Genomic DNA, 19,137 nt, shown 5'->3' on the forward strand with positions numbered 1-19,137 from the left:
TGGGGCCGGGTACGGCGTCCACCATCGGTGGCATGACGATGCGAGAGTGGCGGCTGCCGGCCGCGTTGATCCTGCTGGGCCTGATACCGATGCTCGCCGGAGCGGGACGGCTCACCGAGTTGGGCACCGGGCCGCAGGTCACCCCGGAGAACGCCCGCTTCGTCGCCGATCCGCTGCCGGTGGTGCTGCACATCGTCGGCGCGGTGGTCTACACGGTCCTGGGCGCGTTCCAGTTCGTACCCCGGCTGCGCCGCCACCGTTGGCACCGCCGTGCCGGTCGGGTGCTCGTGCCGTGCGGGCTGACTGTCGCGTTCAGCGGCATGTGGATGGCCGTCGGGTACGACCTGCCGGCCCACGACAACGACGTGCTCGCCGGCATGCGGCTCGTCTTCGGCTCGGTCATGGCCGGTGCGATCCTGCTCGGTCTCGCCGCCGTGCTGCGCCAGGACATCGACCGGCACCGCAGGTGGATGGTGCGCGGCTACGCGATCGGGTTGGGCGCCGGCACCCAGGCGTTCACCCACGCGCCGTACCTCATCGCGGTCGGCGAACAGCCCGACGGGAACCTCCGGGCCGGCCTGGTGGTCGCCGGCTGGCTGATCAACCTTGCGGTGGCCGAATGGTATCTGCGGCGCCCGGCCCGGGCGGTCACCGCGCCGGCCCTCACGCTGAGCTGAGCCCGTCGGCCGTCGGTGACCGGCTCAGACCGCCACGGATGTCCTCCTCGATCCGCTTCGCGGCGGCCAGCAGCGGCGGGAGCAGCTCCCGGCGGATCATCTCGAAGGACCCCCGGGTGGCGTGCGCGGAGACGTTCACCGCCGCGATCACCGAACCGTTCTCGCCGTGGATCGGCGCGGCCACCGAGCGCAGCCCCTCCTCCAACTCCTGGTCGACGATCGCGTACCCCTGGGCGGCGATCTTCGTGAGGACGGCGCGCAGCTTCGCCGGGTCGGTGACGGTGCGCCGGGTCAGCGGGCGCAGCTGCGCCGTGGCGAGGTAGTCGTCGAGCCACTCCGTCGGTTGCGCGGCGAGCAGCACCCGGCCCATGGAGGTGGCGTACGCGGGGAACCGGGTGCCGACGCTGATCCCCACCGTCATGATCCGTTTGGTGGGCACGCGGGCGACATAGACGACCTCGTCGCCGTCGAGCACCGACACCGAGCAGGACTCGTGCACCCGCGCCACCAGCGCCTCCATGTGCCGCTGCGCGACCTCGGGCAGGCTGAGGCTGGACAGGTACGCGTAGCCGAGTTCGAGGATCCGGGCCCGCAGCGAGAAGAGCCGCCCGTCGGTGTGCACGTAGCCCAGCTCGACCAGGGTGAGCAGGAACCGGCGCGCGGCGGCCCGGGTCAACCCGGTCCTCCTGGCCACCTCGCTGAGGGTGAGCTGCGGATGGTCGCCGTCGAACGCGCGGATCACCGCGAGGCCGCGCTCCAGCGACTGAACGAACTCCGGCGACCTGGTCGCCTCCTCGCTCACACTCACCCGGCCTCCTGCCGCAGGGTCTCCCGGGCCACCGTGAACGCCCGGTTCGCCGCCGGTACACCAGCGTAGACGCCGACCTGGAGCAGGACCTCCGCCACCTCCTGCGGGCTCAGCCCGTTACGCAGCGCGGCCCGGACGTGCATCGCCAACTCGTCGTCGTGGTGCAGGGTGGCGAGCACGGCGAGGGTGATGCAACTACGGGTACGCCGGTCGAGGCCGGGCCGGCTCCACACCTCGCCCCACGCGTAGCGGGTGATGAAGTCCTGGAAGTCGGCGGTGAACTCGTCGGTGCCGGCGATCGCGCGGTCCACGTGCGCGTCGCCCAGCACCTGTCGACGTACCGTCATGCCCGCCTCGTGCCGCTCGCTGTCGTTCATTCCTCATCACGTCCCTCCTGGAAGTGTCCCGACAGGAGTCGGCACACCTGCTCGGGTTGCTCGACGTTGGCCAGGTGCGCCGCCGCGTCGAGCACGGCCAGCCGAGCCCGTGGGATGCGTCCGACGATCTCGCGGGCGTGCGGCACCGGGGTGGCCGGGTCGTCCGCGCCGGCGATGACCAGCGTCGGCGCGGCGACCCGGCCGAGGTCGGGTCGGAGGTCCATCGCGGCTATCGCCTCGCAGCAGGCGGCGTACCCGTCCGGGGGCGTCGCGGTCAGCATGGCGCGGTGGGCGGCGACCACCTCCGGCCGGGCGGCGGCGAAGGCCGGGGTGAACCAGCGGGCCACCACCGCGTCGGCGATCGTCGGCAACCCTTCGGCCCGCACCGTCGCCGCCCGGTCCCGCCACTGCTCGGGTGGGCCGAGCGACGCCGACGTGCAGAGCAGCGCCAGCCGGCGCACCCGCTCGGGCGCGTACGTGGCGAGCCACATGCCCACCATGCCGCCGAGGGACAGCCCCGCGTAGTGGACCCACGGCACGTCGAGGTCGTCCAGCGTCCGCAGCAACTCCCGGCCCAACAGGTCCAGGGTGTACGGCCCGGGCGGCACCGCCGAGCGCCCGTGGCCCAGGTGGTCGTACCGGATGACCCGGAACCGTTGGGCGAGCGCCGGCACCTGGGGGTCCCACATCGCGGCGGCGGTGCCGAGGGAACTGCCGAGCAGCAGCACCGGGGCGACGGCCGGACCGTCGACGGTGAGATGCAGCCGGGCGGTCATCCGTCCGCTCCCCGAACGGCGACAAGGGCCCTGTCGACGAACCGCCCGGCCGAGCCGAGCCAGCGGTGCGGGTCGAGCGCCTCGGCTATCTCGGTGTCGGACAGGTGAGCGCGGATCTCGGTGTCGGCGAGCAGCGCGGCGCGGAACGAGGGCGCGGCGGCGGCACGGGTCACCAGGTCGTGCGCGGCGCGGCGACCGACGGCGGGCGTCAGTCGCGCGGCGACCGCCTCGGCCAGCAGGACGCCCCCTGTCGCGTCGAGGTTCGCCCGCATCCGCCGCGCGTCGACCCGCAGCCCGACGAGCATCCGGGCGCACCGCGCGGCGGCGCCACCGGTCACGTGCAGCAGGTCGAGCAGTGGTTCCCACTCGGCGTGCCAGGCGCCGGCGGCCCGCTCGTGCTCCTGCACCGCCGCGGCGAACACTGTGGCGACGAGACCGGGACCGCGTCGTGTCGCGGCGGTGACGAGGACCGAGTCCACCGGGTTGCGCTTGTGCGGCATGGCCGAGGAGCCGCCCCGGCCGACGCCACCCTCGGCGACCTCGGCGATCTCGTTCTGGGCGAGCAGGCCGACGTCGAGCGCGACCTTGCCGGCGGCCACGAGGAGCCCACCGAGGGCGGTGGCCAGGTCGAGCCAGGGCTGCCGGCGGGTGTGCCAGGGCAGCGGGCTCGGCGGGAGGCCCAGGTGCGCCGCGAACCGCTCGGCGACGTCGGCGCCGGCCGGGCCGTACGCGGCCAGGGTGCCGACCGCGCCACCGAGCTGCGCGGGCTGCGCGACGCCGGCCTGCCGCAGCCGGTCCCGGGCCTCGGCCAGCCCGGTCAACCAGCCGGCGGCCTTGAGCCCGAACGTGGTGGGTGCCGCCTGCTGGCCGAGGGTCCGGGCGACCGTCACGGTGTCCCGGTGGGCGTCGGCCAGCTGGGCGGCGGCGTCCACCGCGGTGTCGAGGTGCCGCAGCAGCGGCCCGAGCGCCCGCACCGCCACCAGGGCCAGCGCGGTGTCCAGCACGTCCTGGCTGGTCGCTCCGAAGTGCACCCAGGCCCGGTGGTGCTCCGGCACTGCGGCGGTCAGCTCACCCACCAGCGGAACGACCGGGTTGCCGGTGGCGTCGGCCGCCCTGCCGAGGGCCCCCGGGTCGTACCGCTCGGCGCGGCACTGCGCGACGATCGCGTCGGCGGCCGGTGCGGGCATGATGCCGGCGTCCGCCACGGCCCGGGCCAGCGCGGCCTCCGCGTCGAGCATCGCCTGGAGCACTGCCGGGTCGCTGAGTTCCGCGTCGACGTCCGAGGTGCCGGAGAGGCCGCCGAGCAGCCCGTCAGACGGCGAAGAAGACGGTCTCATGCGCGCCCTGCAGGTGGATGTCGAACCGGAACCCGTCCGCTGCGGGTGTCGCCAGCAGGGTGTCGCGGCGGTCGGCGTCGACGCCGCGCAGCACGGGGTCAACGGCGTTCGCCGCCGGCTCGTCGGGGAAGTAGAGCCGGGTGACGAGGCGGTGCAGCAGCCCACGCCCGAAGACGGACAGGGTGAGGTGAGGGGCTTCGGTGCCGCCCTCCGGATCGGGCAGCGCCCCCGGCTTGACTGTCAACAACCGGTACCACCCCTGCCCGTCGGTCTCGCTGCGCCCGAATCCGCGGAAGCCGGCGAGCACTGGCGGCCGGGCCCCCCGAGGGTCGTCCGGGTGGTCGAACCGGCCGTCCGGGTCGGCCTGCCAGCTCTCCACCATCGCGTCCACCACCGGCGTCCCGGTGCCGTCGACGATCCGGCCCCTGATCCAGAACGCGCCGGGCGTGCCCTCGGGCACGACGTACGGGCCGTCGGGCCAGCGCAGGCCGATGTGCAGGTACGGCCCGACGGTCTGCGCGGGCATGACACCCAACCGCTCACTCATCGTCGTCCTCGTCCTCGAAGGGGGTGCTCTCCCAGCCCCGCAGCACGATGTCGAACTCGTACGCCAGCGCCCACTCCGGTGTCGTGGTGGCGTGGTCGTACCGGGCGATCATCCGTTCCCGGGCCTTCGGGTCGCGGACCGAGTTGAAGATCGGGTCCTGGAAGAAGAGCGGGTCGCCCGGAAAGTACATCTGCGTCACCAGCCGTTGGGTGAACGCGCGGCCGAAGAGGGAGAAGTGGATGTGCGCCGGCCGCCAGGCGTTGTCGTGGTTACGCCAGGGGTACGCGCCGGGCTGCACGGTGATGAACCGGTACCGCCCCTGGTCGTCGGTGAGCGCCCGACCCACCCCGGTGAAGTGGGGGTCGAGCGGGGCCGGCCAGGTGTCGCGGGCGTCGCGGTACCGTCCGGCGGCGTTGGCCTGCCAGATCTCGACGAGCGTGCGGGGTACCGGTCGACCGTCACCGTCGCGGACCCGGCCGTGCACGATGATCCGCTGTCCCTGCGGTTCGCCGTCGTGCTGGCGGGTCAGGTCGTGGTCGAGCGGGCCGAGCCGCCCCTCCCCCAGCAACGGCCCGGTGATCTCGGTCAGCCGCTGCGGCAGGTGGATCAGTGGGTGTTTCGGCGCCCGCGCCACCGTCGACCTGTAGCCGGGACTGAGCAACGGCGGGTGGGCGTCGACGTCGTCGCGTCGGTACCGCGGCAGCACCAGGCCGCCGCCGGCCCGGGTGTCCTGAGTGGTCATTGTCGTCTCCTGTCGGACTTCGTCGCTTCCAGCGCCCGCAACACCGCGAGTTCGTGGGCCGTCGGTGGCGCAGTGGCGGCCGGTTCCTCGGCGACGGCGAGGTCCCAGCCGGTGGCCGCCCGTGCCTGCTCCCGCGTCACGCCGGGGTGCAGGTGGGTCAGCGTGAGTTCGCGGGTGACCGGGTCGGGTTCGAGCACGCCGAGGTCGGTGATCACCATGCGGGGACCGCCGCCGCGCAGGCCGAGCCGTTCCCGGTCGCCCGGGCCCGTCCCGTACCCGACCGAGGTGACGAAGTCGACCCGTTCGGTGAACGTCCGCAGGTCCTGCCGGACGATGACCACGACCTCGCCGCAGGAGGCGGCGATCTCCGGGGCGCCACCGGCTCCGGGCAGCCGGACCTTCGGGGTGTCGTAGTCACCGCCGACGACGGTGGTGTTGATGTTGCCGTACCGGTCGAGCTGGGCGGCGCCGAGGAAACCCACGTCGATCCGGCCGGGCTGGAGCCAGTAGTTGAACACCTCGGGCACCGACACCACCGCGTCAGCGGTGTCGGCGAGGACCCCGTCTCCGATGGAGAGCGGAAGCCGGTCCGGCTTCGCGCCGAGGCACCCGGATTCGTAGATGAGGACCAGGTTCGGGGCGTGCGTCGCCCGGGCGAGATTCGCCGCCGTGCTGGGCAACCCGATCCCGACGAAGCAGGCGGTGCCGTCGCGCAGTTGCCGCGCCGCGGCGACGGTCATCATCTCGTCCGCGGTCCAGTCCGCCATCGCGTTCCCCTCGCTCGCTGCGCTGACTCATGCCGCCGCGCCGGCCCTGTGCACGTGCTCGTCCAGCCAGGCGCGGAAGGTGTCGCGGTGTCGGCTGACGGCGTCCCAGTCCCGGTAGAAGTCGTTGTCGCGCACCGAGTAACCGTGGGCGTAGGAGGGGTGTGCGCCGCCGGGCACCTCGGCCACCGCGGTGACCGCCCAGCCGGGCAGGACGACCTGCCCGGGTACGGGTTCCCACTCGTCCACGATCTCCTCGACGGTGACCAGTGACCGGTGGGCGGCGAGCACCGCCTCCTTCTGCACCCCGGTGATGCCCCACATCTGCACGTTGCCGTTGCGGTCCGCGCGCTGGGCGTGCACCACCGTCACGTCGGGACGCAGGGCGGGGACGGCGGTGAGCGTCTCGCCGGTGAACGGGCAGGTGATGGGGCGGATGTTGGTGGTGTGCCGGGGCAGGTCGGTGCCGGTGTAGCCGCGCAGGACGGCGAACGGCAGCCCGGACGCCCCGGCGACGTACCGGTTCGCCATGCCCGCGTGGCTGTGCTCCTCCAGTTCGAGTGGGCGCGGCCAGGCGTGCTGCACGGCGTCGCGGAAGCGGTGCAGCGACCCGACGCCCGGGTTGCCGCCCCAGGAGAAGACCAGGCGACGGGCGCAGCCGGCGCCGATGAGCTGGTCGTAGATGACGTCGGGGGTCATCCGCACGAGGGTCAGGTCCCGCCGCCCCTGACGGATGATCTCGTGACCGGCGGCGAACGGAATGAGGTGGGTGAACCCTTCCAGGGCCACCACGTCACCGTCGTGGACCAGCTGCGCCACGCCCTCGGCCAGCGAGACGAGCTTCGCCATGGGCCTCCCGCCTCCCGCGACAACAGTGCTGCCCGCTGTTCGCTATGCGGACTGCCGTGCTCATCTCGAACGTACGACGGGCGGATGGCGTCAGTCAACGACAGGTTCACCGGGCCCGGCCACGCCGTCCACAGTGCTCGGCGCTCACCGTCGACGATGCGTTGACGCGGGACCGACCACGTGCCAACGTTCTTACAGAGAACGCCCGTTCGGTCAGCGAACACGTCTGGGCCCCTGCGCGCGAACGGAGAGCCCACCGGGTCACCCGTCACCACCCCACCGGCCCCACGCTCCGAGGAGGACCGCCATGACACTGCTGGACGCCATGACCTGGCAGGGCACGCTGCACAGCGACGGCTGGGTGGAACCGGCCGGCGGCACGGCGCCCGTGCGGTCCCCCGCCACCGGCGAGGAGATCGCCCAGGTGGGCGTGGCGAACGCCGAGGACGTGACGCGCGCCTGCGCCCGCGCCGCCGCCGCCCAGCGCGCCTGGGCCGCCACCGGATACGCCGAGCGGGCCGCGGTGCTGCGCCGGGCCGGGCACCTGTTCGAGCGGCACGCCGCCGAGATCGGCGACTGGATCGTGCGGGAGGCCGGGTCCATCGCACCCAAGGCCGGCGTGGAGACCGACACCGCGGCGCAGGAGTGCTACGAGGCGGCGGCGCTGGCCTCGCACCCGCTCGGCGAGATCATTCCGAGCGCCCAACCGCGACTCAGCCTGGCTCGCCGGTTGCCCGTCGGCGTCGTCGGAGTCATCGCGCCATTCAACTTCCCGCTCATCCTGGCCACCCGCTCCGTCGCCCCGGCCCTGGCGCTGGGCAACGCGGTGGTGCTCAAGCCCGATCCGCGCACGGCGGTCTGCGGTGGCATCTCGATCGCCCGGGTCTTCGAGGAGGCCGGCCTGCCCGACGGGCTGCTGCACGTCCTGCCCGGCGGGGTCGACGTCGGCGAGGCGCTGGTGGCCGACCCGAACGTGCGGGTGATCAGCTTCACCGGCTCGACTGCGGCCGGTCGCCTGGTCGGCGAGGCGGCGGCACGCCACCTCAAACGCGCCCACCTCGAACTCGGTGGCAACTCGGCGCTGATCGTGCTCGACGACGCCGACCTGGACCTCGCGGTCTCCGCCGGAGCCTGGGGGTCGTTCCTGCACCAGGGCCAGATCTGCATGACCACCGGCCGGCACCTGGTGCACGAGAGCCTGTCCGAACGGTACGTCGAGCGGCTGGCGGAGAAGGCGAACCACCTGCCCGTCGGCGACCCGGCGAAGGAGCAGGTGGCGCTCGGACCGATCATCGACGAGCACCAGCGCGACAAGATCCACGCACTGGTCACGGCAAGCGTCGACGCGGGCGCCCGGCTGGCGGCCGGGGGCACGTACGAGGGGCTGTTCTACCGGCCGACGGTGCTCACCGACGTCACCCCCGCGACCCCGGCGTACGCCCAGGAGGTCTTCGGCCCGGTCGCGCCGGTGATCACGTTCACCGACCAGGACGAGGCGGTGGAGTTGGCCCGGCAGACCGAGTACGGCCTGTCACTGGGCATCCTGAGCCGCGACGTGATGAAGGCGATGGCGCTCGCCGACCGGATCCCCAGCGGAATCGTGCACATCAACGACCAGACGGTGAGCGACGAGGCGGTGGCGCCGTTCGGTGGGGTGGGAGCCTCCGGCACCGGCTCGCGGTTCGGCGGGCCGGCGGCGAACGTCGAGGCGTTCACCGAGACCCAGTGGCTCACCGTGCAGGGCACCATCACGCGCTACCCGTTCTGACACCGGAGGAGAGGAGCATGCCGGAGATGCGTACCCAGGTCGGCATCGTCGGCGCGGGACCGGCGGGGCTGATGCTGTCGCACCTGCTGCACCTGCGCGGCATCGAGTCCGTGGTGCTGGAGAGCCGCAGCCGCGACCACGTCGAGCACCGGCTCCGGGCGGGCGTGCTCGAACAGGGCTCGGTCGACCTGCTCTGTCGCAGCGGTGTGGGTGAACGGCTGCGCCGGGAGGGACTGCGTCACGAGGGCATCGAGCTGCGCTTCGCCGGGGAGTCGCACCGGGTGCCGATGGCGGACCTGACCGGGCGGGCGATCACCGTCTACGGGCAGCAGGAGGTGGTCAAGGACCTGATCGCCGCCCGGCTCGCGGCCGGTGGCTCGATTCTCTTCGAGGCCGACGCGGTACGTCTGGACGGTCTCGACTCGGACTCGCCGGTGGTCCACTTTCGACGCGACGGGCACGACGAGGAGCTGCGCTGCGACTTCGTGGCCGGCTGCGACGGGTTCCACGGGGTGAGCCGGGGCGCGGTGCCCGAGGGTGTGCTGACCACCTACGAGCGAGCGTACCCCTTCGCCTGGTTGGGTATCCTCGCCGCCGCGCCGCCAGCCGTGGACGAGCTCATCTACGCCAACCACGAGCGTGGTTTCGCCCTCTACAGCATGCGCTCCCCCGAGATCTCCCGGCTGTATCTGCAGGTCGCACCGGACGAGGACATCGCCGCGTGGCCGGACGAGCGGATCTGGGCGGAGCTGCGGACCCGGTTGGAGACGGTGCCGGGGTGGTCACTCAACGAGGGGCCGATCCTGGAGAAGTCCATCACGCCAATGCGCAGTTTCGTGGTCGAGCCGATGCGGTGGGAGCGGCTGTTCCTGGCCGGGGACGCCGTCCACATCGTCCCACCGACCGGCGCCAAGGGAATGAACCTGGCTCTCGCCGACGTCGCGCTGCTCGGTGACGCGTTCGCCGCGTGGTACGACGAGGGCCGCACCGATCTGCTGGACGGCTACTCGGCCACGGCGTTGCGCCGGGTCTGGCGGGCCCAGCACTTCTCCTGGTGGATGACCTCCATGCTGCACCGGCTGGAGCGCGACGACCCGTACGAGTCGAAGCTGCAGATCGCCACGCTGAGGTATGTCACCACCTCCGAGGCGTACGCCAGGAGCCTGTCGGAGAACTACGTGGGCCTGCCCGAGGTGTGAACGGGAGCCGGCGTGACGTCGCGTTGTTCAACTTATCCATGACGGGCGTCAGAAATTATTGACTTTCGATGCCGGCGTGACTGACCATGGCCACCACAGCGGCGTGCGCCCCCACGCAGCGGTAGTTCACCTGCAGATCCGAGGCATCCGCCGACTTCCGACGCACCCACCACCCCCGCCCAGGAAGGGCCTCGTCAATGAAGAAGGTCATGGCTCTCGGGCTGATCGCCGCTACCGCGATCGCCCTCACCGGATGTACCGACTCCGACGCGTCCACACCGTCCGATCAGGACTCCGGCGACCTGCGCCCGGTCCGGGTCGCGGCGCTGCCCATCACCGAGACCGCCGCGCTGTGGGGTGGCATCAAGGCGGGCCTCTTCGCCGAACGCGGCCTCCAGGTCGAGGTGCTGCCCGCCCAGGGCGGCGCGCAGGCCATTCCCGCGCTCATGAACGGCGACATCGACTTCGCGATCGGCCAGCCGTTCGGCCCGTTCCGGGCCGACCTGCGCGACCTCGGTGTCGTCATCATCGGCAACTACGCCTCCTCGTACGCCGACGGCGACGACATCAACGCCGTGGTGGCCTCGGCGAAGTCCGGCATCAAGCGCCCGGCCGACCTCGCCGGCAAACGGGTCTCGGTCAACAGCCTGGGCGCCGCCGGCGACGTGACGATCATGGCGGCGGTCGAGAAGGACGGCGGCGATCCGTCGACGATCAAGTTCGTCGAGGTCGCGTTCCCGGACGCCCCGGCCCAACTCGAATCCGGAAACATCGACGCCGCCTGGGTGCCGGAACCGTTCGTGACGCAGCTCAAGGGCCGCGGCGACACCTTCGTCGTCGCGCCCTACCAGGCGGTGGTGCCCGGCCTGACCACGCTCACCACCATCACCACCAAGGAACGCACCGGGAAGGACGCCAAGCTGGTCGAGGACTTCACGGCGGCGATGAAGAAGACGCTGGAGTGGGCCAAGGACCCCGCCAACGAGGCGGCACTGCGGCAGGCCATCAAGGACAACCTGGAGCTGCCGCCACCGGTGGCCGACTCGGTGCGGCTGCCGGAGTTCGGTTGGGACGTCGACCGGCAGAGCCTGCAGACGCTCGCCGAACTCGCCCTGAAGTACAAGGTGCTCGACAAGCAACCCAACCTCGACCGTCTCATCCAGCAGCAGTAGCCGGCGCGATCCCGCCCTCCCCGGCCCCGGTGCGGGGAGGGCCTCGCCGCACCGCCTGACGACGGGAGTGACATGCGCGTTCCCTCCACCCGACGACTGCGCGCGTTGCGCAGGGCGATGCTGGGCGTCGTCGGCCTGACCGGCTTCCTCCTCATCTGGCAACTGATCCCGACGTTGGGCCTGATCAACCCGTTGTACCTGCCGTACGTGACGGACGTGCTGGCGCGGCTGTTCGAGCAGCTCGTCGACCTCGCGTTCTGGCGGCGGCTGGGCAGCACCATGACGTCCTGGGCGATCGGCCTGACGGTGGCGACAATCGCCGCCGTCGTCCTCGGCACCGTCGTCGGGCTGGTGCCCTTCCTGCGGCGCGCGACCCACACGATGGTCGAGTTCCTGCGGCCGATCCCGTCGGTCGCCCTCATCCCGCTCGCCGTGCTGATGTTCGGCATCCAGCGGCAGGCGGCCCTCGTCATCATCATCTACGCGTCGTTCTGGCAGGTGTTCGTGCAGGTGATCTACGGTGTCGCCGACGTCGACGCGGTGGCCCGCGACACCGCCCGCAGTTTCGGCCTGACCCGGCGGGAGCAACTGTCGCACCTGGTCCTGCCGACCACCCTGCCGTACCTCATGACCGGGCTGCGGCTCGCGGCGGCGGTCGCGCTCATCCTCGCCATCACCGCGGAGATGGTGATCGGCAACCCCGGCCTCGGGCGCATGATCGAACTGTCCCGGTCCGCCGGCGACGCCCCCGGCCTGTACGCGCTGGTCGTGGTCACCGGCCTGCTCGGCCTCACGGTGAACATCGTCTTCCGGTTCGTCGAGCGTCGGGTGCTGTCGTGGCACCAGTCGGTACGAGGGGAGGAGCCGTTGTGACCGCGTACACCGGGCGGATCGCCGCCACGCGGCGCGGTCGGACGGTCGGGTCCCGGATCGCGGCGGGCCTCGCGTACCCGTTGGGGCTGCCGATTCTGCTCCTGGTGCTCTGGGGTGTGGTGGCGACGAGGGCGACGAGCACGTTCTTCCCCGACCCGCTGACGATCGCCGAGGCCTTCCGGCAGACCTGGGTCGGGCCGGCGTTCGTCGAGGACGTGCTGCCGAGCCTCGCCCGACTCGGCCTCGGCATCGCCGCGTCGATCGTGCTCGGCATCGCCGCCGGCACCGTCATCGGCCTGACCCAGTGGTTGCGGGACCTCCTCGAACCGTTGCTGGAGTTCCTCCGGGCCATCCCGCCACCGGTGCTGATCCCGGTGGCCATGCTCCTGCTCGGGATCACGGACACCATGAAGGTGGTCGTGATCGTCTCCGGCGCGGTGTGGCCGATCCTGTTGAACACCATCGAGGGTGTCCGGGGCACTGACAGCGTCATGAAGGAGACCGCGAGATCGTTCCAGGTCTCCCGGTGGGAGCGGCTCTGGTTCCTGGTGCTCCCGGCCGCCAGCCCACGGATCATGGTCGGGGTCCGCCAGGCCCTCTCGGTGGCGCTGATCCTGATGGTCATCTCCGAGATGTTCGCCTCGTCGTCCGGCCTCGGCTACCGGATCGCCTACTTCCAGCGCAACTACCTGATCGCCGAGATGTGGAGCGGCATCCTCCTGCTCGGTCTCGTCGGCGTCTTCCTCGCCGTCGCTTTCGGTCTCGTCGAACGGCGCGTGCTGCGCTGGTACCACGGAATCAGGGAGGTCAACCGTGTCTGACCGGCGCACCCTGCTGCGGGTGGAGCACCTGCGGAAGGTCTACGAGTCCGCGACCGGCGACGTCGAGGCGATCGGGGACATCAGTTTCACGATGGACGCCGGTGAGCTCATCTGCGTCGTCGGGCCGTCCGGGTGCGGCAAGACCACCCTGCTGAAGTGCCTGGCCGGCCTGCTGCGGCCCACCAGCGGCGTGGTCGAGATGGACGGCGCGCCGGTGACCGGGCCCAGCCCGGCGATGGCCGTCGTGTTCCAGGAGTACGGACGCAGCCTCTACCCCTGGCTCACCGTGCGCGGCAACGTCGAGCTTCCGTTGCGGCACAAGAAGCTGACCCGCGCGGCCCGGAGCAGGCTGGTCGTCGACGCCCTTGAGGCGGTGGGCCTCGCGCACGCCGCACGCAGCCACCCGTGGCAGCTCTCCGGGGGGATGCAACAGCGGGTGGCGATCGCGCGGGCGATCGCCTACCAGCCCGACGTCCTGATCATGGATGAACCGTTCGCCGCTGTGGACGCGCAGACCCGGGCCGACCTGGAGGACCTGGTGCGGGAGCTGCACGCCAGCCGCAGCATCTCAGTTGTCTTCGTCACCCACGACATCGACGAGTCGGTGTATCTCGGTCAGCGGGTTCTAGTATTGTCCACGTCGCCGACCTGGGTCCAGGAGGACCTCGCGATCGACCTGCCGCCGGAGCGCGATCAGATCACGACCCGCGCCCTGCCCCGTTTCACGCAACTGCGGACGCACGTCTACGACCAGATCCAGCGGGCCAAGCGCGGGCAGGCGGTGGCCCCGTGATCCGCGCCGTGACCGACGGCCAGGTCAACGAGTTCGCCGAAGGGAAGGGCTGTGGGTAGTCGTCAGCCGAAGCAGTTGTTGCTCGCCTTCTTCGGCGAGCACGTCGTCGACGGTGACACCGGGCCGATCCGGGCGAGCGTCCTGATCACCGTGCTGGAGGGTGCGGACGTGGCCGCGCCGGCCACCCGCGCGACCCTCGACCGGCTCGTGCACAGCGGCATCCTCGCCCGTAGCCGCAGCGGCCGGGAGACGCTGTTCTCGCTGACCGAACACGGCGCGGCGGTGTTGCGCGAGGCGAAGGACCGCGTTCGCGGCCCCCGGCCGTTCGACCCGCAGGGCAGCGGCTGGACCCTGGTCACCTTCTCGATCCCGGAGGGCCAGCGGATGCTGCGGCACCGGCTGCGCTCCACCCTCACCTGGGAGGGCTTCGCGCCGATCCGCGACGGGCTCTGGCTCGCGCCCGGCGAGGTCGACCTCGCCGGGTCGTTGGAGCCGCTGCGCCAGGACCTCGCACCCAACACCGTGGTCGCCTTCCACGCCCGCGAACTCGCCGGGTTCCCGATCGGCGAGAGCGTCCGCGCGGCGTGGGACATCGAGGCGATCCGGCGCGCCCACCTCGCCTTCATCGATGTGTGGGACGACCCGTCCGCGGCGACGCTGGCGCCGAGCGCCCTCACCGTACGGACGATGCTGGTGGCGGACTGGCTTGCGCTGCTGCGCGCCGATCCGAGGCTGCCCGCCGAGTTCATGGACGCGCAGTGGCCCGCCACCAGGTCGGTGGAGACCTACCGCCGGATGCACGAGAAGCTGGCCGGGGCGTCCGCGGCGGAGTTCGCCGACCTCGTCGCGGCCCGGCCCGCGGCTAGGCGCCGAATCGGGCCCGCAGATCGGCCTTCCGCACCTTCCCCGACGCCGTCCGCGGCAGCTCGTCCACGATGACGACGTTCTTCGGCAGCTTGTAGCGCGCGATCCTGCCGTCGAGGTGAGCCCGGATGGTGGCGGTGTCCACTGACGCGCCCTCCCGTACTGTCACTATCGCCCACGGCACCTCCCCCCAACGCTCGTCCGGTACGCCGATGACCGCCGCCGAGGTGACCCCGTCGACCTCGGTGAGCAGTTGCTCGAGTTCGAGCGGGTAGATGTTCTCGCCCCCCGAAATGATCATGTCCTTGAGGCGGCCGGTGATGTAGAGGTAGCCGTCGGCGTCCAGGTGGCCGAGGTCGCCGGAGCGGAACCACCCGTCGGCGGTGAACGCCTCGGCGGTCGCCTCCGCGAGCCCGTGGTAGCCGGGGAAGACGTTGGGTCCGGCGACCTCGATCTCACCGACGACGCCGGTGGGCACCACCGCGCCGGCCGCGTCGGTGATCCGCACGTCGGTGAAGAAGTGCGGCAGGCCGACACTGCCCTGCTTGACGCGGGTCATCGCCGGCGGCAGCGCGGTGGCCCCCGGCGCGGCCTCGGTCATGCCGTAACCCTGCGAGAACGACAGACCCCGCGCCTCGTACGCGTTGAGGATCCGGGCCGGCACCGCCGAACCTCCGCAGGTGAGCTTCGTCAACGTCGACAGGTCGGTCGACGCCCAGGCGGGGTGGTCGGCCATCAGCTGGTAGGTGGTGGGTACGCCGCTGAGCATGGTGACCCCGTACCGCTCGATCTGCGCGAGCGCGCGCCCCGGCTCGAAGCCCTTCTCGATGACCATCGTGGCGCCCTTGAGGATCACCGGCAGGGCGCCCATCCCGAGCGAGGCGACGTGGAACAGCGGCGAGATCATGAGCGCGACGTCGGTGGAGACGACGTCGTAGTCGACCACGCAGTTGAGCGCCACCCAGGTGAGGTTGCCGTGGGTCAGCACCGCGCCCTTGGCCCGGCCGGTCGTGCCCGAGGTGTAGACGATCGCCGCCGGATCCTCGTGGGTGGTGTCGGCATGGTCGGTGAGGCCGGCGGCCGCCCGGGTCAGGTACGCCAGCCCGGGTCGGTCCGCGGTGCCGTCGCCGTTGACGATGACGTACGGGGTCCGGGCGGCCGACACGGCGGCGGCCACCGGCACCGCGAAGTCCGGGTCGTGGATCAGCACCCGCGCGCCGCAGTCGGCGAGGACGTAGGCGATCTCGGGGGCGGCGAGCCGCGTGTTGATCGGGACGAAGACGGCACCGACCTGCGCCGCCGCGAACATCACCTGGAGCAGTTCGGGGCTGTTCTCGCCCAGGTAGGCGACGCGGTCGCTCTTGCCGACGCCCCGCTCCCGCAGCACCGCCGAGATCCGGTCCGTGGCGTCGGCGAACTGTCCGTAGGTCAGCGGCGAACGGTCGTGGATGATCGCGATCTGGTCCGGGGACTTGAGCCGGCGCCTGGCCACCCAGGCGCCGATTCCGTGCTGCTGCATCATCATTCTCCCGGGGGTGGAGGTGGTGTGCTCGCCCGGCTCGACGGTCGCCCCCGGGCTCAGGCGTAGAAGCGGTACAGCCCTCGCGCGACGACCGCCGGCTTGCTCCCGCCCGCGATCTCGATCGTCTGGTCGACAGTGAGCTGGTAGCCGCCGGGAACCTCGACCACCTCGGCGACGGTGGCCCGCATCCGCACCCGCGCCCCGACCACCACCGGTGCGGGGAAACGCACCTTGTCGAGGCCGTAGTTCACCTTCGTGGTCACACCCTTGACCTCGAGCAACTCGGTCCAGAAGGGCACCGCCAGGGAGAGGGTGAGGAAGCCGTGCGCGATCGGCGCGCCGAACGGGCCGGTCTTCGCGCGTTCCGGGTCGACGTGGATCCACTGGTGGTCGTCGGTCGCGTCGGCGAAGAGGTCCACCTGGTCCTGGGTGACGGTGCGGTAGCCGGTGTGACCGAGGTCGGTGCCGGCGAGGTCGCCGAGCCGGTCGTAGGTGATTGTCGTCGTCATCGCATGTCCTCTCGTCGTCACCGGGCGGCAAGGCCCAGCAGTCGGGCCGCGTTGTCCTTCAGGATGCCCGGGAGCACGTCCGGCTTGAGGTCGGTGCTCTGCACGTCGCGCAGCCACCGGTCGGGGGTGAGCATCGGGTAGTCGGTGCCGAAGAGCACCCGTCGTTTCAGAAGCGAGTTCGCGTAGCGCACCAACTCGGCCGGGAAGTACTTCGGGCTCCAGCCGGACAGGTCGATCCAGGTGTTGTGCTTGTGCGTGGCCACCGACAACGCCTCGTCCTGCCAGGGCACCGACGGGTGCGCCATGATGATCTGCAGGTGGGGGAAGTCGGCGGCGATCGGGTCGAGCAGCATCGGGTTCGACAGGCCGAGCCGCAGACCGTGACCGCCCGGCGTACCCGCGCCGATGCCGGTCTGCCCGGTGTGGAAGAGCGCCGGGACCCCCGCCCGCTCCAGCAGGCCCCACAGTGGCGCGTACTCGTCGTGGCGGGGATCGAAGCCCTGCACCGTGGGGTGGAACTTGAAGCCCCGGACCCCCTCCTCCCGGATCAGCCGGTCGGCGAGCTCGACTGCCGCTCCCCCGGTACGCGGGTCGACCGACCCGAACGGGATGAGCACGTCGGCGTGCTCGGCCGCCGCGCGGGCGATGGCGGTGCTCGACAGCGGCTGGTGCTTCAGTTGGGTACGCGCGTCCACTGTGAAGACGACGGCCACCATCCGCCGCTCGCGGTAGTACTGTGCCACCGCGTCGACAGCGGGCCGTGGGCCGTCCGTCTTGAAGTACGCCGACGCCGCCGCCACGAGCGGCTCGGGCAGTGAGGTGTGCCCGTGGTCGTCGACCTCGATGTGCACGTGCATGTCGATCGCCGTGACGTCGTCGAGGTCGATCGCGGACTGGTACATCGGGCCACCTCCGTCGGCGGGGCTGTTCGGGCCGGTCAGGATGTCGGGGGCGCGAACTCCTCGGGGAGTTTCGGGAAGCGTTCACCGACGCTCTGCGCGGAACCCGCGAACGTCGTCGGCCAGGCCTGCACGAGCGCGTCGTACGTCCAGCCGCCCTCGCGGTGCGCGGTCAGCGCGGCCTCGGGGTGGGTCCAGATCTGCAGGCGGTCGCCGCCGACCCCGATCACCTGCCCGGTCACCGAGGCCGCCGCGTCGGAGCCGAGGAACGCGACGAGCCCGGCCGCGTCGTCCGCCGTGCCGAACCCCAGCTCGTGCCGGAAGAACGCGGGCATCGGCTCGCCGTTCGCCTCGGCCCGCACCGCCGCGGCGAAGTAGGGGACGGTGGCGGTCATCGTTGTCGCCGCGACCGGTACGACGGCGTTGGCGGTGATGCCGGCCCGCTGGAGTTCGAGCGCCCACGTACGGACCATGCCGACGATGCCCGCCTTGGCGGCGGCGTAGTTGGTCTGGCCGAAGGTGCCGCGCTGCCCGGTGGGTGACCCGACGCAGATGATCCGCCCGCCCTCGCCGGCCTGCCGCATGTGCCGCACCGCCTCGCGCACGGTGGTGAACGTGCCGCGCAGGTGCACGTTGATGACGGTGTCGAAGTCGTCGTCGCTCATCTTCCACAGCACCGTGTCGCGCAGCACGCCGGCGTTGGTGACGAGGATGTCCAGCCGCCCGAAGCGCTCGACGGCCGTGCTGACGAGTTCCTTCGCGGTCTCGGTCGGGCCGACCGGTGCGACCACCGCGACGGCCCGGCCGCCGGACGCCTCGATCGCCGCCACGGCCTCGGCGGTGGCCTCGGCGTCGACGTCGTTGACCACGATCGAGGCGCCGTGGCGCGCCAACTCCTGCGCGTAGGCGAGGCCGAGACCCCGTCCGGCGCCGGTGACGATGGCGACTTTGCCGTCCAGTGCCATGAGGTGCTCCCTTTCGTCGATGCCGATCCGCGCACGAAGGTGGGGAGTAACACGCGCACCGGCAACGTAATGCAGAATTTGACCGGGCGTCAACGATTTGCAGTCTGTCTACATCAGACGGCAGGGCCGGTGGCGTTGTTCAGCGCCCGGGAGACCACCCGGCCGGCGGCCTGTACCAGCGGGGCCAGCGCCACCGGGTCGGCTCGGTCGTGGGCGACCACCAGTGAGATCGCCGCCACCACACCCTCCGGTACGCGGATCGGCGCGGCCACCGACAGGGCGTCCATGGTGACCTGACGGTCGCTGACCGCGTACCCGGCCCGGCGCACCTCGGCGAGGCAGCGGCGCAGCCGCCGGGGGTCGGTGATGGTCAGTTCGGTGTATCGCTCCAGCGGCGCGGCCAGCACCTGCTCCTGCACCTCGGCGGGCGCGTGGGCGAGCAGGACCAACCCGACCCCGGTGGCGTGCAACGCGAAGCGACCCCCCACCCGGGTGAGCACGGGCACCGCGTGCCGCCCGGCGATCCGTTCGATGAAGACGAGTTCGAGGCCCTGCCGCACGGCCAACTGGACGTTCTCGTGGGTCACCTCGTACAGGTCCTCCATCACCGGCAGGGCCAGCTCCCGCAGCCCCAGGCCCCGCGGAGCGAGCGAACCCACCTCCCACAGCCGCAGACCGATCCGGTACCGGCCGTCGTCGCCGCGCTCCAGCGCCCCCCACGCGACCAGCTCCGCGGCCCGCCGGTACACGGTGGGCAGTGGCATCCCGGTGCGCCGCGCCAACTCGCTCAGGGTCAACGCCGGAGTAGCCGGGCTGAACGCGTCGAGCAGCGCCAGCACCTTGCTCGTCACCGACCGCCCCGGCTCTGCGCGCAC

Annotated in this window: 21 protein-coding genes; 8 read left to right on the forward strand and 13 right to left on the reverse strand. The window is 71.8% G+C overall.

From position 1 onward, the window contains the following. Positions 1-32 precede the first annotated feature (32 nt). Positions 33-677, forward strand: a complete 645-nt coding sequence (locus AB0C03_RS24935; RefSeq protein WP_030330686.1) for a DUF2306 domain-containing protein — start codon at positions 33-35, stop codon at positions 675-677. Here the strand turns inward: AB0C03_RS24935 and AB0C03_RS24940 are convergent. The 8 genes from AB0C03_RS24940 to AB0C03_RS24975 are packed head-to-tail and all read right to left on the reverse strand — an operon-like array spanning position 664 to position 6,877. Further along, a complete protein-coding gene (locus tag AB0C03_RS24940; protein WP_245233589.1) occupies positions 664-1,485 on the reverse strand; it encodes an IclR family transcriptional regulator in 822 nt (273 codons plus the stop codon). The genes AB0C03_RS24935 and AB0C03_RS24940 overlap by 14 nt on opposite strands. Next, positions 1,482-1,862 carry a 4-carboxymuconolactone decarboxylase gene (gene pcaC, locus AB0C03_RS24945; protein ID WP_030330689.1) on the reverse strand — a complete coding sequence of 127 codons (381 nt, stop codon included), beginning with the start codon at positions 1,860-1,862 and terminating at the stop codon, positions 1,482-1,484. Before pcaC ends, AB0C03_RS24940 begins: the two co-directional genes overlap by 4 nt. Then, positions 1,859-2,638, reverse strand: a complete 780-nt coding sequence (gene pcaD / locus AB0C03_RS24950; protein ID WP_030330691.1) for a 3-oxoadipate enol-lactonase — start codon at positions 2,636-2,638, stop codon at positions 1,859-1,861. The genes pcaC and pcaD overlap by 4 nt, the downstream gene beginning before the upstream one ends. Further along, positions 2,635-3,975 carry a 3-carboxy-cis,cis-muconate cycloisomerase gene (pcaB, locus tag AB0C03_RS24955; protein ID WP_357639107.1) on the reverse strand — a complete coding sequence of 447 codons (1,341 nt, stop codon included), beginning with the start codon at positions 3,973-3,975 and terminating at the stop codon, positions 2,635-2,637. The genes pcaD and pcaB overlap by 4 nt, the downstream gene beginning before the upstream one ends. After that, complete coding sequence (gene pcaG, locus AB0C03_RS24960) at positions 3,950-4,522, reverse strand: protocatechuate 3,4-dioxygenase subunit alpha (protein WP_030330694.1); 573 nt, start codon at positions 4,520-4,522, stop codon at positions 3,950-3,952. The genes pcaB and pcaG overlap by 26 nt, the downstream gene beginning before the upstream one ends. Beyond that, complete coding sequence (gene pcaH / locus AB0C03_RS24965) at positions 4,515-5,264, reverse strand: protocatechuate 3,4-dioxygenase subunit beta (RefSeq protein WP_357639110.1); 750 nt, start codon at positions 5,262-5,264, stop codon at positions 4,515-4,517. The genes pcaG and pcaH overlap by 8 nt, the downstream gene beginning before the upstream one ends. After that, positions 5,261-6,031, reverse strand: a complete 771-nt coding sequence (locus AB0C03_RS24970) for a CoA-transferase subunit beta (protein ID WP_210864511.1) — start codon at positions 6,029-6,031, stop codon at positions 5,261-5,263. Before AB0C03_RS24970 ends, pcaH begins: the two co-directional genes overlap by 4 nt. 27 nt (positions 6,032-6,058) lie before the next feature. Next, positions 6,059-6,877, reverse strand: a complete 819-nt coding sequence (locus tag AB0C03_RS24975) for a CoA transferase subunit A (protein WP_030330700.1) — start codon at positions 6,875-6,877, stop codon at positions 6,059-6,061. Between the two features lie 307 nt (positions 6,878-7,184). Here AB0C03_RS24975 and AB0C03_RS24980 point away from each other — a divergent pair, with 307 nt between their 5' ends. The 7 genes from AB0C03_RS24980 to AB0C03_RS25010 all read left to right on the forward strand — a co-directional run bounded on the left by AB0C03_RS24980 (position 7,185) and on the right by AB0C03_RS25010 (position 14,442). Then, positions 7,185-8,645, forward strand: coding sequence for a benzaldehyde dehydrogenase (locus AB0C03_RS24980; RefSeq protein WP_210864512.1), 1,461 nt, complete (start codon positions 7,185-7,187; stop codon positions 8,643-8,645). 17 nt (positions 8,646-8,662) lie between these two features. Beyond that, positions 8,663-9,844 carry a 4-hydroxybenzoate 3-monooxygenase gene (pobA, locus tag AB0C03_RS24985; RefSeq protein ID WP_357639113.1) on the forward strand — a complete coding sequence of 394 codons (1,182 nt, stop codon included), beginning with the start codon at positions 8,663-8,665 and terminating at the stop codon, positions 9,842-9,844. Between the two features lie 197 nt (positions 9,845-10,041). Continuing rightward, positions 10,042-11,016: an ABC transporter substrate-binding protein gene (locus AB0C03_RS24990; RefSeq protein WP_357639115.1), complete on the forward strand. Its 975-nt coding sequence runs from the start codon at positions 10,042-10,044 to the stop codon at positions 11,014-11,016. A 72-nt stretch (positions 11,017-11,088) separates the two neighbouring features. Beyond that, complete coding sequence (locus tag AB0C03_RS24995) at positions 11,089-11,889, forward strand: ABC transporter permease (protein ID WP_051708302.1); 801 nt, start codon at positions 11,089-11,091, stop codon at positions 11,887-11,889. Continuing rightward, positions 11,886-12,710 (forward strand): ABC transporter permease, encoded by an 825-nt coding sequence (locus AB0C03_RS25000; protein WP_357639118.1) that lies wholly within the window; start codon positions 11,886-11,888, stop codon positions 12,708-12,710. Before AB0C03_RS24995 ends, AB0C03_RS25000 begins: the two co-directional genes overlap by 4 nt. Continuing rightward, on the forward strand, positions 12,703-13,503 hold the full coding sequence (locus AB0C03_RS25005; RefSeq protein WP_030330711.1) for an ABC transporter ATP-binding protein: 801 nt from the start codon (positions 12,703-12,705) through the stop codon (positions 13,501-13,503). The genes AB0C03_RS25000 and AB0C03_RS25005 overlap by 8 nt, the downstream gene beginning before the upstream one ends. 51 nt (positions 13,504-13,554) lie before the next feature. Beyond that, positions 13,555-14,442: a PaaX family transcriptional regulator gene (locus AB0C03_RS25010; protein ID WP_036411154.1), complete on the forward strand. Its 888-nt coding sequence runs from the start codon at positions 13,555-13,557 to the stop codon at positions 14,440-14,442. Here the strand turns inward: AB0C03_RS25010 and AB0C03_RS25015 are convergent. The 5 genes from AB0C03_RS25015 to AB0C03_RS25035 form a co-directional block, all read right to left on the reverse strand. Beyond that, the gene (locus AB0C03_RS25015; RefSeq protein WP_357639122.1) at positions 14,366-15,886 is read right to left on the reverse strand and encodes an acyl-CoA synthetase; all 1,521 of its coding nucleotides are present in this window, start codon (positions 15,884-15,886) and stop codon (positions 14,366-14,368) included. The genes AB0C03_RS25010 and AB0C03_RS25015 overlap by 77 nt on opposite strands. A gap of 59 nt (positions 15,887-15,945) precedes the next feature. Next, complete coding sequence (locus AB0C03_RS25020) at positions 15,946-16,398, reverse strand: MaoC family dehydratase (RefSeq protein ID WP_210864516.1); 453 nt, start codon at positions 16,396-16,398, stop codon at positions 15,946-15,948. Positions 16,399-16,415: 17 nt separating this feature from the next. Then, entirely contained in the window at positions 16,416-17,300 is an 885-nt protein-coding gene (locus tag AB0C03_RS25025; protein ID WP_357639124.1) for an amidohydrolase family protein, read from the reverse strand. Between the two features lie 35 nt (positions 17,301-17,335). Continuing rightward, complete coding sequence (locus tag AB0C03_RS25030; RefSeq protein WP_357639127.1) at positions 17,336-18,262, reverse strand: SDR family oxidoreductase; 927 nt, start codon at positions 18,260-18,262, stop codon at positions 17,336-17,338. A gap of 113 nt (positions 18,263-18,375) precedes the next feature. Further along, complete coding sequence (locus tag AB0C03_RS25035; RefSeq protein ID WP_030330725.1) at positions 18,376-19,137, reverse strand: IclR family transcriptional regulator; 762 nt, start codon at positions 19,135-19,137, stop codon at positions 18,376-18,378.

Origin of the sequence: Micromonospora parva, from assembly GCF_040649675.1 — a bacterium.
In the GTDB taxonomy this organism is placed as follows: domain Bacteria; phylum Actinomycetota; class Actinomycetes; order Mycobacteriales; family Micromonosporaceae; genus Micromonospora; species Micromonospora parva.